At 70.7% G+C, this 13,419-nt stretch carries 15 protein-coding genes; 11 read left to right on the top strand and 4 right to left on the bottom strand.

Annotated features, from left to right (window positions below; genetic code table 11):
- The first annotated feature begins 1 nt into the window (after position 1).
- Complete coding sequence (locus tag Q392_RS03165; protein WP_038201159.1) at positions 2-817, top strand: polyphosphate kinase 2 family protein; 816 nt, start codon at positions 2-4, stop codon at positions 815-817.
- Here Q392_RS03165 and Q392_RS03160 read toward each other — a convergent pair.
- Positions 723-1,238 carry a gamma-glutamylcyclotransferase gene (locus Q392_RS03160; RefSeq protein ID WP_038201156.1) on the bottom strand — a complete coding sequence of 172 codons (516 nt, stop codon included), beginning with the start codon at positions 1,236-1,238 and terminating at the stop codon, positions 723-725. The two genes, Q392_RS03165 and Q392_RS03160, sit on opposite strands and share 95 nt — an antisense overlap.
- Positions 1,239-1,279: 41 nt before the next feature.
- Here Q392_RS03160 and Q392_RS03155 point away from each other — a divergent pair, with 41 nt between their 5' ends.
- Positions 1,280-2,218, top strand: a complete 939-nt coding sequence (locus Q392_RS03155; RefSeq protein WP_038201153.1) for an EamA family transporter — start codon at positions 1,280-1,282, stop codon at positions 2,216-2,218.
- A gap of 182 nt (positions 2,219-2,400) precedes the next feature.
- A complete protein-coding gene (locus tag Q392_RS03150; protein ID WP_038201150.1) occupies positions 2,401-2,832 on the top strand; it encodes an SWIB/MDM2 domain-containing protein in 432 nt (143 codons plus the stop codon).
- Positions 2,833-2,901: 69 nt separating this feature from the next.
- Here the strand turns inward: Q392_RS03150 and Q392_RS03145 are convergent, their stop codons facing one another.
- Positions 2,902-4,464, bottom strand: coding sequence for an acetolactate synthase large subunit (locus Q392_RS03145; RefSeq protein ID WP_038201147.1), 1,563 nt, complete (start codon positions 4,462-4,464; stop codon positions 2,902-2,904).
- Between the two features lie 213 nt (positions 4,465-4,677).
- Here Q392_RS03145 and Q392_RS31180 point away from each other — a divergent pair, with 213 nt between their 5' ends.
- From Q392_RS31180 to Q392_RS03130, 3 genes are all read left to right on the top strand, one after another.
- Positions 4,678-5,283: a cupin domain-containing protein gene (locus Q392_RS31180; RefSeq protein ID WP_051952830.1), complete on the top strand. Its 606-nt coding sequence runs from the start codon at positions 4,678-4,680 to the stop codon at positions 5,281-5,283.
- A 1-nt stretch (position 5,284) separates the two neighbouring features.
- Positions 5,285-6,241, top strand: a complete 957-nt coding sequence (locus Q392_RS03135; protein WP_038201144.1) for a Bug family tripartite tricarboxylate transporter substrate binding protein — start codon at positions 5,285-5,287, stop codon at positions 6,239-6,241.
- Between the two features lie 172 nt (positions 6,242-6,413).
- The gene (locus tag Q392_RS03130) at positions 6,414-6,968 is read left to right on the top strand and encodes an alpha/beta fold hydrolase (protein ID WP_051952828.1); all 555 of its coding nucleotides are present in this window, start codon (positions 6,414-6,416) and stop codon (positions 6,966-6,968) included.
- A 24-nt stretch (positions 6,969-6,992) separates the two neighbouring features.
- Here the strand turns inward: Q392_RS03130 and Q392_RS32630 are convergent, their stop codons facing one another.
- Positions 6,993-7,961 carry a LysR family transcriptional regulator gene (locus Q392_RS32630; RefSeq protein WP_051952826.1) on the bottom strand — a complete coding sequence of 323 codons (969 nt, stop codon included), beginning with the start codon at positions 7,959-7,961 and terminating at the stop codon, positions 6,993-6,995.
- A 180-nt stretch (positions 7,962-8,141) separates the two neighbouring features.
- Between Q392_RS32630 and Q392_RS32625 the strand changes: the two genes are divergently transcribed.
- Positions 8,142-8,591: a cupin domain-containing protein gene (locus Q392_RS32625; RefSeq protein WP_169748276.1), complete on the top strand. Its 450-nt coding sequence runs from the start codon at positions 8,142-8,144 to the stop codon at positions 8,589-8,591.
- A gap of 57 nt (positions 8,592-8,648) precedes the next feature.
- Positions 8,649-9,281: a cupin domain-containing protein gene (locus tag Q392_RS31175; RefSeq protein ID WP_051952824.1), complete on the top strand. Its 633-nt coding sequence runs from the start codon at positions 8,649-8,651 to the stop codon at positions 9,279-9,281.
- Between the two features lie 22 nt (positions 9,282-9,303).
- Here the strand turns inward: Q392_RS31175 and Q392_RS03110 are convergent, their stop codons facing one another.
- Positions 9,304-10,995 carry a thiamine pyrophosphate-binding protein gene (locus tag Q392_RS03110; protein WP_211260195.1) on the bottom strand — a complete coding sequence of 564 codons (1,692 nt, stop codon included), beginning with the start codon at positions 10,993-10,995 and terminating at the stop codon, positions 9,304-9,306.
- An 86-nt stretch (positions 10,996-11,081) separates the two neighbouring features.
- Between Q392_RS03110 and Q392_RS03105 the strand changes: the two genes are divergently transcribed.
- The 3 genes from Q392_RS03105 to Q392_RS03095 all read left to right on the top strand — a co-directional run bounded on the left by Q392_RS03105 (position 11,082) and on the right by Q392_RS03095 (position 13,388).
- On the top strand, positions 11,082-11,729 hold the full coding sequence (locus Q392_RS03105; protein WP_038201135.1) for a TetR/AcrR family transcriptional regulator: 648 nt from the start codon (positions 11,082-11,084) through the stop codon (positions 11,727-11,729).
- Between the two features lie 80 nt (positions 11,730-11,809).
- The gene (locus Q392_RS03100; RefSeq protein ID WP_038201132.1) at positions 11,810-12,826 is read left to right on the top strand and encodes a Bug family tripartite tricarboxylate transporter substrate binding protein; all 1,017 of its coding nucleotides are present in this window, start codon (positions 11,810-11,812) and stop codon (positions 12,824-12,826) included.
- 10 nt (positions 12,827-12,836) lie between these two features.
- A complete protein-coding gene (locus tag Q392_RS03095) occupies positions 12,837-13,388 on the top strand; it encodes a tripartite tricarboxylate transporter TctB family protein (protein ID WP_038201129.1) in 552 nt (183 codons plus the stop codon).
- The last annotated feature ends 31 nt before the right edge of the window (positions 13,389-13,419 follow it).

Here is a 13,419-nt window from a genome sequence, read left to right as displayed (position 1 = left end):
CATGAGCCGTTTCAAGCCCTACCGGGTCGATCCCGGCCGCACCCCCGACCTGTCGCGCATCGATCCGGGCGACACGCCCTTCCTGCGCGGCGGCGGCGAGGACGAGCACCGCGCCGAACTCGACCGCCTGGCCGAGGAGCTGGACGAACTGCAGAACCTGCTGCACGCCGAGGGCCGGCGCAAGCTGCTGCTGGTGCTGCAGGGCATGGACACCAGCGGCAAGGACGGCACCATCCGCTGGGTGTTCTCGCGCACCTCGCCGCTGGGCGTGCGCGTGGCGGCCTTCAAGGCCCCCACCGAGGAGGAGAAGGCGCACGACTTCCTCTGGCGCTGCCACGCCGTGGTGCCGCGCGCGGGCGAGATCGCCGTGTGGAACCGCAGCCACTACGAGGACGTGCTGGTGCCCGTGGTCGAGGGCTGGATCGACAAGGCGGAAACCAAGCGCCGCTACGCCCAGATCAACGACTTCGAGCGCCTGCTGGCCGAGACCGGCACCACGCTGGTCAAGTGCATGCTGCACATCAGCCGCGACGAGCAGCGCGAGCGGCTGCAGGCGCGCATCGACTCGCCGGGCAAGCAGTGGAAGTTCAGCATGGGCGACCTGGCGGTGCGCACGAAATGGGCCGACTACCAGCGCGCCTACGCCAAGGCGCTGGGCGCCACCTCCACCCGCCATGCGCCGTGGTACGTGATCCCGGCCGACAGCAAGCTGCACCGCAACCTCATGATCGCCCGCCTGCTGGTGCGCACCCTGCGCGGCCTGGACCTGCGTCCGCCGCCGGCCGATCCGGCGCTGCAGGGCCTGCGGGTGGCGTAGCCCCGCCGGCCGGCGCAAGGCGCCGGTGCGCGAGCCAGTCGCCGCCCGGCACCACCGGCGCCCCGGCGATGCGCGCGGGGTGGATCTCGTAGATCAGGCAGCGCAGCACCGCATTCGGGTGCACGGCCACGTCGCACTCGCGCCGCAGGTACTCGCCGCTGCCGTCGGGCCGCACGCCTTCCAACCGGTCCAGCGCCGCCTCCAGCGCCGGCCCGATGCGCCAGACCTCGCCCACCAATTCGCCCTCGCCCGCAAGCACCGCGCCCGGGTAGGCGCCCAGGTCGTGCATCGTGCCGCGCAGCCGGGCGTGGCCGACCCAGGCCGGCGCCGGCCGCATGCAGCGGATGTCGTTGCTGCCGCCCGCGCGCAGCGTGCCGTAGACGAACACGTGGCGCGCCGGGCCGGAGGTCTCATCGGGCATGATCGGGGTGCTTCCTCCGGCACATCAGAGCGCGCAGTCTATTGAACCCGCACCATCCGCCCCGGCTCGTCGCGTACGGCTGCCTCGCGCTGAGCATGTCGCTGGTCGGCGCCTACGTGGCGCTGTCCAAGCCGCTGACCGCCGCGTTCCCCGTCATGCTGCTGGCGTGGCTGCGCTTCGGCATCGCGGCGCTGGCCATGCCGCACTGGCTGCGCCGCCCGCCGGGCGAGCCGCCCATGACGCACCGCACCCGCGCGCTGGTCTTCCTGGAGTCCTTCCTCGGCAACTTCCTCTTCTCCGTGTGCATGCTGTTCGGCGTGACCATGACCAGCGCCGTGTCGGCCGGGGTCGTCATGGCCTCGATCCCGGCGGTGGTGGCCGTGGGAAGCTGGCTGTTCCTGCGCGAGCGCATCGGCGCGCGCACCGTCGCGGCGATCGCCTGCGCGGCGCTGGGCATCGGGCTGCTGGCGCTCTCGCCCGCCCACGGCGCGGCGCCGGGGAGCACGGGCGCGCCGCCGCGCATGCCCTGGCTGGGCAACCTGCTGATCTTCTGCGCGGTGCTGTGCGAGGCTTCGTACGCGGTGATCGGCAAGTCGCTCACCGGGCGGCTGGGCCCCAAGCGCATCTCCTCGCTCATCAACCTCTGGGGCTTCGTCCTGTCCACGCCCTTCGGCGTGTGGCTGGCGCTGCGCTTCGACTTCGGCGCGGTAGGCGCGGGCCTGTGGCTGCTGCTGCTCGTCTACGCGCTGGCGGCCAGCGTCTGGACGGTGTGGCTGTGGATGACGGGCCTGAAGAGCGTGCCCGCCGCACGGGCCGGCGTGTTCACCGTGATGCTGCCGGTGAGCGCCGCGATGGTGGGCGTGCTGGTGCTCGGCGAGCCCCTGGCGCCCCTGCAGATGGCCGCTTTCGCGCTCGCGCTGGCGGGTGTGCTGCTCGCCACCTGGCCCGCCCGGCGCCCCGCCGCGCAGGCCGTGCATTGAGCGCACGGGCGCCGCCGCGCCCTTCCCCGAGGGAAAACGCACTCGAAAAAAACAACAACTCCCAATGAAAAATCAGCGATCTCCCTTGGAAACGCGTTTTTTCTCCCTTAGCATCCGCAATGCCAGTGGAGACTGCGTTTTCATTGGCAGAACGTTCTGTCCAAACCAAAAGGAAATCAACCATGGCAACTGCAAAGAAGGCACCGGCGAAGAAAGCGCCGGCCAAGAAGGCCGCACCGGCGAAGAAGGCGGCTCCCGCCAAGAAGGCCCCGGCGAAGAAGGCCGCCCCGGCCAAGAAGGCTGCTCCGGCGAAGAAGGCGGCTCCCGCCAAGAAGGCCGCTGCGAAGAAGGCGCCCGCCAAGAAGCGCACCCCCAACGCCGCCTTCATGAAGGCCCTGACCCCCAGCCCCGCGCTGGCCGCCGTGGTGGGCTCGACCCCGCTGCCGCGCACCGCCATCGTCTCCAAGCTGTGGGACTACATCAAGAAGAACGGCCTGCAGGACAAGGCGAACAAGCGCATGATCAACGCCGACGCCAAGCTCAAGGAGATCTTCGGCAAGGCCCAGGTGTCGATGTTCGAACTGGCCTCGCTGATCGGCAAGCACGTCAAGTAAGCTGATCCAGCCCCACGAAAAAGCCGGCTCGCGCCGGCTTTTTCTTTTTATGAGCGGGGCGGGTTCCGGCTACAGCACCAATTCGACGAGGCTGGGCCCTTCCGTCGCGTTGGCCCGCCTCACGGCGTCGCCGAACTGGCCCAGGGTCGACACCCGGCAGGCCGGAACGCCCTGCCCGGACGCAAGGGCCACCCAGTCCAGCGCCGGCCGGTCGATGCCGAGCATGTCGCCCGCGCGGCGACCCGGCGAGCCGGCACCCACCTGCGCATACTCGCCCCTCAGGATCTGGTAGCTCCGGTTGGCGAAGACGACCACCGTGACGTTCAGGCTCTCGCGGGCCATGGTCCACAGCGCCTGCAGCGTGTACATCGCGCTGCCGTCGCCCTCCAGCGCGAGCACCCTGCGCCCGGGCGCCGCGATGGCGGCGCCGACGGCCACCGGCAGCCCATAGCCGATGGAGCCGCCCATGTTGGTCAGCCAGTCGTGGGGCGCGGCATCGCGGGTGGTCGCGTCGAAGGCCCGCCCGGTGCTGATGGCCTCGTCCACCACGATCGCGTTCTCCGGGATCAGCGCGGCCAGCAGCGCGCCGATGGACGCCGGCGTGACGGGTCCCTCCTCCAGTTCGGCATGCGCCGCCGCGCGGCCGCAGGTTGCCGGGTTCACGCGCATGGCGCCCAGTTCCTCGCAGACCATGCGCAGGGCCTGCGCGGGGTCCTGCGCGTGGGTGGACAGCGTCGCGAACGTGGTGCCGGGTGCTGCCAGGCGGCCGGGCTTGTCGGGATAGCCGAAGAACGCCACGGGCTCGGCAGCGCCCACCAGGACGATGTGGTCGAAGCGGGACAGCGCGTCGACGGCGCCCTGCACGGCATAGGGCAGGCGCGGCACCGGCACGCGCCCGGCTCCCCGCTCGATGCGCTCGGCGTAGAACTCCGACATGACGGCGCAGCCCGTGGCCGCCGCGATCCGGCCGGCCCACTCCGTGGCCCGGGCCCGCACGGCACGGCCGCCGAGCAGCAGCAGCGTCGAGCCGCCGTGGCGGCGCAGGATGCGCGCGGCCGCGATGACGGCCTCCTGCTCGACCGGCAGCGCGACAGGCTCGCGCACGGCGCCCAGCGCCGGCGGCGCGGCGGCCGTGTCGGACCAGGCCATGTCGGCCGGCAGGGCCAGCGTGGCGACGCGCCCCGGACGGCCCGAGGCCTGCACCACTGCCTCGCGGCAGTCCGACGCGATGGCATCGGCGCTGCGCACCGTGCGCACCCAGTGCGACATGGGCACGGCCAGGCCCTGGATGTCCGAGGTCAGCGGCGCGTCCAGCGCCAGGTGCGTGGTGGCGTGCTCGCCGACCACGTTGACGATGCCGGACCTCGCCTTCTTCGCGTTGTGCAGGTTGGCCAGGCCGTTGGCCAGGCCCGGGCCCAGGTGCAGGAGCGTCGCGGCGGGCCGGCCGGCCATGCGGTAGTAACCGTCGGCGGCGCCGGTGACGACGCCCTCGAACAGCCCCAGCACGCAACGCATGCCGGCGATGCGGTCCAGCGCGGAGACGAAGTGCATCTCCGAGGTGCCGGGGTTGGCGAAGCAGGTGTCCACGCCCGCATCGAGCAGGGTGTGCACCAGGGATTCGGCGCCGTTCATGTGCCTGGTCTCTCCTGGAAGGTGAAAGGTCGATCCGCCCGCATGGGCGTCGGCGACGATTGAAGCACGCGGGGCCGCGCGCAGGCCATGCGGTTCGTTGATGGCGCCATCAACCGCCAGGCATGGCCGCTCGCCGGCGACGCGCCTAGATTCCCATGCCACGGCGACGACGTCGAACCGCCCCGACTCCTTTCAACCCTCCCGGAGACATCCATGCCCACGCTCAACCCCACGCCCGATGAAATGGAAAAGCGCATCGTGCGCGCCAGGACCATCCAGCCCAAGAAGCGCCGCTTCGACGCGACCGGCGGCATTCCCGCCGCAGCGCTCGAATCGATCGCGGCCGACTCGATCTACCTGTACATGGCGCCGGGCGAAGGCGTGGGCGCCAGCAGCCGGAACCCGGGCATCGTCGGCTTCCCGGGCCTGACGGTGAACCTGTGCCGCTGCCCGGTGGGCCAGGGCCCCGACCTGCATGCACATGCCCGCACGCTGGAGACCTTCATGTGCCTGAGCGGACAGTTCGAGGTGCGCTGGGGCGACGACGGCCAGTACAAGACTCTCCTCGACGAGCACGACATGATCTCGGTGCCGCCGAACGTGATGCGGGCCTTTCGCAACACGGGCAAGACGCCCGAGGCGGTGCTGCTGGTGCTGATCCAGGGCGAGAACAGGGACGTGGCGTCCGACGTGCAGTACGCGCCGGCCACCGGCGAGAAGATCGAACGGAACTTCGGCCCCGATGTCCGCCAGCGCATCGAGGAGATGGGCTGGCGCTTCGACGCCGTGCTGGGCAGCCAGGTCGGCGAGGCCGCCTGAGATGCGGCGCCGCCACCTGTTGGCGCTCGCGGCGGTGGCCGCGAGCGGGGCCGGCCTGGCCCAGGGAACCTATCCTGACCGACCGATCAAGCTGGTCGTCGCCTTCGCCCCAGGCAGCGCGCCCGACATCATGTCGCGCGCCTACGGCGAGCAGCTCAAGGAACAGATGGGCCAGCCCATCGTGGTGGACAACCGCCCGGGCGCGACCGGCGCCATCGGCGCGGACATCGTGGCCAAGGCGCCCGCCGACGGCTACACCCTGCTGCTGAACTCCAGCGCCATGGTGATCAACCCCTGGGTGAAGAAGCAGCCCTTCGACTTCCGCAAGGACCTCGTGCCCGTGGCGCGCCCGGCCGACACGCCGTACCTGATGACGGTGAACCCGAAGCTGCCCATACACAACCTGGCGGAGTTCATCGACTACGCCAAGAAGCACCCAGGCCAGCTCAGTTGCGCGACCTACGGCGTCGCCTCACCACCGCACCTGGCGCTGGAACTGCTCAAGAAGGAGACCGGCATCGACGTGCTGCACGTGCCGTACAAGACCTTCGGCCAGGTCCTGCCCGACCTGGTCTCGGGGCAGGTCTCGTGCAGCATCGATCCACCCACCTCGCCGGCGCCGCAGGTGGCCGCGGGCCACATCCGGGCAGTGGCGCAGACCGGCAACGCGCCGATGGCGGCCTTCCCCCAGGTGGACGCGATCGGCCAGCGCTTTCCGGCGGCGACGGTGGTGGGATGGCAGGTGGTCTACGCGCCTGCCGGCACGCCGGCACCGGTGCTGTCCAGGCTGCGCGCCGAGTGGCAGAAGGCGCTGGCCAGCCCTGCCGTGCAGAAGACCATCCGCGACGCCGGCTTCGAACCCTCGAAGGGGTCGCTGGAGGACTTCTACAAGGAGATCGAGGCCGACTACCAGAAGTTCGGCCGCGTGATCAAGGACAACGACATCCGGCTGGACTGACGAGATGACACGACAGGACGCGACGCGCCCGCTCCCTCCACCCGCACCCCTGGCCGTCGAGCGCGGCAGCCACAGGATCCCCGCGGTCCACTGGCAGCCGGCGGACGGCGCCAGGGGGCTCGTCCTGGCATGCCACGGGGGCAGCGGACACAAGACCTCGAACGCTGTCCTCATGATCGCCCGGGCCTGCCTGCCGCTGGGGCTGGCCGTCCTGGCCGTCGACGGCCCGGTCCATGGCGAGCGCCGCGGCGACGGCGACCTCGCGCCCAGCACCGCGCGCGCGGCCTTTCGCGAGGCATGGCGCGCAGGTGTGGCACGCACTGGCATGGGCGAGGACATGCAGGCCGCGCTGGACGCCATCCAGCGCGTGCCCGGCTGCGCGGATCTGCCGATCGGCTATGTCGGCGTGTCGATGGGCACCGCGTACGGCATCCCGATGCTGGCGGCCGAGCCGCGCATTCGCGCCGCGGCCATCGGCCTGTGGAGCACGACCTACGCCGCCAGCGAGCACCTGGCGGAAGCGGCCCGCAGGATGCGGTGCGACGTGTGGTTCACGCAGCAGTGGGACGACGAGTTCTTCGACCGCGACGGCACGCTGGCCCTGTTCGACACGATCGGGTCGGCCGACAAGCGCCTCGTCGCCTATCCCGGGCCGCACCGCGAGCTGGAGGGCGAGCGGCTGTCGGATGCCATCGCCTTCGTGGCCGGTCGCCTTCTGGAGCGCTGACAGGCGCGCGGTGCGCGGCCGGGCTCACAGCGTCGGCCGCTTCGAGAGCTTCCGACCGATGTCCCGCAGGGATTCGCGCAGCCACCTGTGCGCGGGGTCGTGGTGCAGACGCTCGTGCCAGACCATGCTCACGTCCACGCTCGGCACCTTGAAGGGCAGCGCCAGGAGCTGGATCGGCAGTGCCCGCGCCGCCGCCCGGGCCATGTGCTCGGGCACGACGGCGAGCAGGTCGGAGCCGGCGACGACGTCCGGCAGCAGCGTCAGGTTGGACACCAACAGGCTGACGCGCCGGGCGTGTCCCTGCGCGTCCAGCGCCTCGTCGACCATCGCCTCCATGGTGGCATGGGCCACGGGCGGCGCGCCCCAGCGGGCGTGCTGGCAGGCCACGAATGCGTCCAGGCCGATCTGCCCGTCCACCGCCGGGTGCCCAGCACGCGCGATGCACAGGAGACGCTGCGGATAGAGCACGGTCTGGCGCAGTTCGGAGGGCGGCGAGCGCACGAAGGTCAGGGCCAGGTCGAAGTCGCCGTCGCGCAGGTACTCGGACAGCCGCCGCGGATCGCCAGGGTGGACGGTGAAGCGCATGTTCGGGGCGCCGCGCGCAGCCACCGCCATCATCTCGGGCAGGAGCGTGCGCGAGATGCCGTCCGAGGACATGACGCGCCAGCGCGCCTGGGAAGTGGCGGGATCGAAGTGCCCGGCCTCGAAACCCCGGCCCTCCAGCATGTCCGCGATCTCGCGCACGCGCCGCACCAGGTCCAGCGCGCGGGGGGTGGGCTCCATGCCGGTGGTGGTCTTCACCAGCAGCACGTCCCTGAACACCTCGCGCAGGCGCGCCAGGGCGGTGGACATGGCCGGCTGGCCAATGCCCATGCGCTCGGCCGCGCGGGTGACGTGGCGCTCCTCGACCAGCGCCTGCAGGTACTGCAGGTGCTGGAAGGTCAGTCGCGTCAGGGCTGTGGAATGTGTCTCCTGCCGTGTCCCGGGGGGCATGAACGGCTCCTTCCTTGTGCTCTGTGGATTCTCCCCTGCGGGCACGCCGAAGGATGCCCGATCGCCGCGGCCGCATCGCCTCGCGGCCATTGACGCGTGTGAATGACGCATTGAAGCGCCTGCATGGCTTTCGGCGATGCCTCTGCGTCCAATGACGTCTTCGATCACTGGAGACCGTCGATGACCCCGTCCCACGCCGCACGCCCCGGTGCGCTGAGCGCAGAAGCGATGCGCCGGCACATGGCCCCGTTCCCCGGCTACGGCGCCAGCAGCACGGCCCCTGCAAAAAGGTTCGCAACCGAAGTGCAGGCGCTGTGGGGTGGCGTTCTGACGCCCATGATGGCCAGCGGCGACACCGCTGGCCGGTTCGCCGGTGCGGCCCTCTCGTGCCCGCCCACGGCGTGCACGGGCGCCCTGGAACTGGCGGCCGGCGCCTGCACGCAGCCGTATCGCAATCCCTGCGCCATCGAGAACCTCGTCTGCGTCGAGGGGCGCGTGGAGGTGTCGTTCGGGCCGGCGCTGGCAGACAGCATCGTGCTGGAGGCGAAGGACATGCTGTCGGTGCCCGAGGGTATGCGGCACCGCGTGAGGAACGCCGGCGATTCCCTTGCCCGCCTGGTCGTGGTCTAGAGCATTCCTGCGCAAGGCCACTGTGGCGCCGTCTTCGACGCGGCGGCGGCGACATCCGTGGGTGAACAGGCCCGCGACGAACTGGCCGTGGGCTTCGACAGCTTCGAGGGCGAGCCCGCCGATCCTGCGGCGCTGGCCGGCCGGACCACCCGCTTCGCGACCCTGGTGCCCTACAAGAAGGACCTCGACCGCACCGGCGGCCTGCCGCCCGAGGCGACGATGCGGCTGTCGGCCGGCTCGGTCTTCCCGCTGATCGTGCCGGAGGGCCATGCCGGACGCTCGCGCACCGCGCCGATGCATGGCCACCAGGGGCTGTACATCTCGATCGCCGAATGCACGGCCGGCGACGACGGCCCACCGCCCCACGCGCACTCCGACACGCAGGAGTCCTTCTATGTCCTGGACGGCGGCTTCGACATCTGCACCGGCTTCGACAACGAAAGCGTGGTTGCCGCGCGGCCGAACGACCTGTTCGCCGTGCCCCCGAAGGTGATGCGCACCTTCAGGAACACCAGCGGCAAGCCCGCCCGGCTGCTGGTCATCATCCAAGGCCCGGATCGGATGCAGGACACGGTGTCGTTCTCCCGCGCCATCGGAGAGGACTTCAAGGCGCGCTTCGGCGAGGAGATCATCGGCAGGTACGCCGATATCCGCATGACCTTCGACGCCGAGGACAGGCTCGGCACCTGACGCCGACGCGCGCCGCCCGGCGTCAGGCCTTGCCCTGCGCCGCCCGCGTGATGGCGCTGAGCGTGCCGCGCGTGGTGATGACCTCCGGGTCCAGCGGAATCTCGATCAGCGTGCCCGTCTCGCATGCCAGCGCGCGCAGCAGCGCCGGCTCGAATTGCGCCGTCTCGGTCACCCGCTCGGCGGCATAACCGTAGGCGCGCGCCAGCGCGCAGAAATCCGGGTTGGCGAGCGCTGTGCCGCTCACGCGCTCGGGGTACTCGCGCTCCTGGTGCATGCGGATGGTGCCGTACATGCCGTTGTTCAGCAGCACGACGATGCTCCTGCCGCCGTGCTGGACGGCGGTGGCCAGTTCCTGCCCGTTCATCAGGAAATCGCCGTCGCCGGCGATGGTGAAGGCCACGCGGCCGGTCGCGATGCTGGCCGCGACGCCGGCCGGCACGCCGTAGCCCATCGCGCCGCTGGTGGGCGCGAGCTGCGTCTTGAAGCCCTTGGCCAGGCCGTGGTGGCGGAAGAAGCGATGGATCCAGCTCGCGAAGTTGCCGGCGCCGTTGGTCAGCACGGCGTCGGCGGGCAGGTGCGCCTGCAGGCTGCGCACGATGGCCGGCATGTCGATGGGGCCGGGCAGCGGCTGCGGCACCAGGTTGGCCTCGTAGTCGGCATGCGCGGCCTCGGCCCAGGCGCGCCAGGGCAGCTCGGGCGGCGGCGCCAGCGTCTCGAGCGCGCAGGCGGCGGCGTTCATGGTCGTGTTGAACGCCAGGTCGGCCTGGTAGACGCGGTTGAGTTCTTCCGCGTCGGCGTGGAAGTGCACCAGCTTCTGCTTCGGCCGCGGCGCCTCCAGCAGTGTGTAGCCGCCGGTGGTCATCTCGCCCAGGCGCGGGCCGACGGCGATCACCAGGTCGGCCTCGCGCACGCGCGCCGCCAGCTTCGGGCTGATGGCGATGCCGACGTCGCCCGCGTACAGCGGGTGGTGGTTGTCGAAGGTGTCCTGGAAGCGGAAGGCATTGGCCACCGGCAGTTGCCATTGCTCCGCGAAGCGCTGCAGCGCCTGCGCGGACTGCGGCGTCCAGCCGCCGCCGCCGGCGATCACCAGCGGGCGCTGCGCGGCCAGCAGCATCCCGCGCAACTCATGCAGGCCGGCCGGGTCTGCCCAGGCCGGGGTCGGCGCCACCCGCGGCAGCGGGGCGGCCTGCACGGGGGTGCGCAGCATGTCCTCCGGCAAGACCAGCACCACCGGGCCGGGACGGCCGTTCATGGCGGTGGCGAAGGCGCGCGCCACGTACTCGGGCAGCCGCGCCGCCTCGTCCACCCGCTCCACGCGCTTGGCGAAGCCCTTGGTGCTGGGGCCGAAGAAGCTGGCGTAGTCCACCTCCTGGAAGGCCTCGCGGTCGCGGAAGTCGCTGCCGACGTCGCCGACCAGCAGCACCATCGGCGTCGAGTCCTGGAAGGCGGTGTGCACGCCGATCGAGGCGTTGGTCGCGCCGGGGCCGCGCGTGACGAAGCACACGCCCGGCCGGCCGGTGAGCTTGCCGTGCGCCTCGGCCATGAAGGCGGCCCCGCCCTCCTGCCGGCAGATGACGAAGCGGATGCGGTCGGCGTGGTCGTGGAACCCGTCCAGCGCCGCGAGGTAGCTCTCGCCCGGCACGCCGAACACGTGGCTGACGCCCTGGGCGACGAGGCATTCGACGAGAAGGTGGCCGGCAAGCTGAGGGGTCATGATCGGGAGGACGTCTGGCAGTTGGGCGATTATCGGCAGCCACGATTGCGATGCCTCTCAATTAACCGTACAGTGAATAAAACAGCATGAGCGCCCCTCCCATCGCCACCGAACCCCGTCTGCGCGACGCCGAGCGCTCGCAGGCCGCCATCCTGCTGGCCGCGCGCGAGGAGTTCGCGTCCTTCGGGCTGGCGGGCGCGCGCGTCGACCGCATCGCCGAGCGCGCCGAGATCAACAAGCGCCTCATCTACTACTACTTCGGCAGCAAGGACGACCTGTTCCTGGCGGTGCTGGAACAGGCCTACGCCGACATCCGCAACGCCGAGAAGCAACTGCGCCTGCTGGAGATGGAGCCGGCCGCTGCGGTGCGCCGGCTCACCGAGTTCACGTGGGAGTACTACCTGGCGCACCCCGAGTTCATCACGCTGCTGAACAGCGCCAACCTGCACCTGGCGCGGCACCTGGAGAAATCGCAGCGCGTGCAGGAGATGAACTCGCCGCTGGTCCAGACGCTGGGCGACATCCTCGAGCACGGCCGCCGAGAGGGTGTGTTCCGCGGCGGCATCGACCCGGTGCAGCTCTACATCTCGATCGCCGGCATCGCCTACTTCTACCTGTCCAACAACCACACGCTGTCGGCGATCTTCGGGCGCGACCTGATGTCGCACAAGGCGCGCGCCGAACGGCTCTCGCACATGTGCGACGTCATCCTAGGGTATGTCCTGAAAGATTGAGGCCGCCGACGCGTTGACCTTTCTTTCCCGAAGACACCACAATTCACTCGTTAGTTAATTGCAACACGAGGGATTTCCACATGACCGTGTCTTCGCTCGCAGGCCTGGCCCGCCGGACCGCCCTGTTCACCGCCCTGTCGCTGGCAGCCTCCTGCGCGTTCGCGCAGTGGAAGCCTTCGCGCCCCATCAACCTGATCGTGCCGTGGGCCGCCGGAGGCTCCACCGACCAGGTCACGCGCGTCGCCGCCGTCGAGCTGGAGAAGGCGCTGGGCCAGACGATCGTGATCGTCAACCAGCCCGGCGCATCGGGCGCCATCGGCACCAAGAGCGCGCTGGACGCGCCCAAGGACGGCTACACCTGGACGGCAGGCGCCGCGCAGGATCTGGGCGCCTACGAGACGCTGGGCTCGCTCAAGACGCGCATGAGCGACTGGCACCTGTTCCTCTCGGTGGCGAACATCCAGGTGATCGGCGTCAACCCTTCCACGCCCTACAAGACGGCCAAGGACCTGATCGACGCCATGAAGGCCAAGCCGGGACAGATTTCGGTGGCGACCGCCGGCGTCACCTCGGCCGGCCACAACGCGATGGACTTCATCACCAAGGCCACCGGCGTGAAGTACCGCGAGGTGGCCTATGACGGCGGCAACCCCGCCGTGGTGGCCACGGTGGCGGGCGAGACGGAGGTGACGACCCAGCTGGCGGTGGAGCAGGCCGACATGCTGCGCGGCAAGCGCCTGCGCGCCCTGGCCACGGTGAGCAGCAAGCCGCTGGAGATCGACGGCTACGGCACCATCCCGCCGCTGTCGAACAGCGTGCCCGGCTTCACCGCGCCGCCCAACTACTTCGGCATCTTCATCCCCAAGGGCGTGCCGGACGAGGTGGTGCAGACGGTGCAGAAGATCTGGACCGAGAGCATCCCCAAGAGCGAGGCGCTGAAGAAGTACGCCCTGAGCCGCGGCGCGCTGTTCGATCCGCTCTCCGGCGACGCCGCACAGAAGGCCGTGGCACCCGCGGTGCAGGCCAACGCCTGGAACCTGTTCGCGGCCGGCAAGGCGAAGGTCTCGCCGGACACGGTCGGCATCCCCAAGCCCTGACGCGCCGGTGATGAGTTCCTCCGACGAGGCTGGCACGCAAGCGCACGGCGAGGAAGCCGCCTCGCCGCGCGCCGACTTCAAGGACGCGATCGGCTGGACCGCGCTCGGCGTGGCCACGCTGATCGCCTCCATCACGATGGATCGGCTGGAAAGCCAGGACATCAACCCCTACACGGTGCCCGGCCTGCTGCCGGGCCTGCTGGGGATCGCGCTGATCCTGCTGGGCGCCGCCATGGCCGTGCGCAGCTGGCGCCGCGGCGCCCTCCGGCCGAAGGCGCATGCCGCCGATCCGATGCGGGCGCAGCAGCGCCGCCGCGTCGGCCTGACGATCGTCCTGTGTACGGGCTACTCGGTGGTGCTGGTGGGGCACGGCCTGCCGTTCTGGCTCGCCTCGGCCATCTACGTCACCGCGTCCATCCTGCTGTTCCAGCGGCTGAGCCTGGACGAGGCCGAGCGGCGGCTGGGGTTGCGCGCGTGGGCCAAGGCCCTGGCCATCGGCGTCGGCGTGTCCCTCGTCATCTCGCTGGTCTTCGAGCAGGTCTTCCTCGTGCGTCTCCCCTGACGCCACTCGCCGCCCGCCGTCGGGCGGCAAT

The sequence above is a fragment of the Xenophilus azovorans DSM 13620 genome (assembly GCF_000745855.1).
In the GTDB taxonomy this organism is placed as follows: domain Bacteria; phylum Pseudomonadota; class Gammaproteobacteria; order Burkholderiales; family Burkholderiaceae_C; genus Xenophilus; species Xenophilus azovorans.
This window is presented reverse-complemented; position numbering and strand designations above follow the sequence as displayed.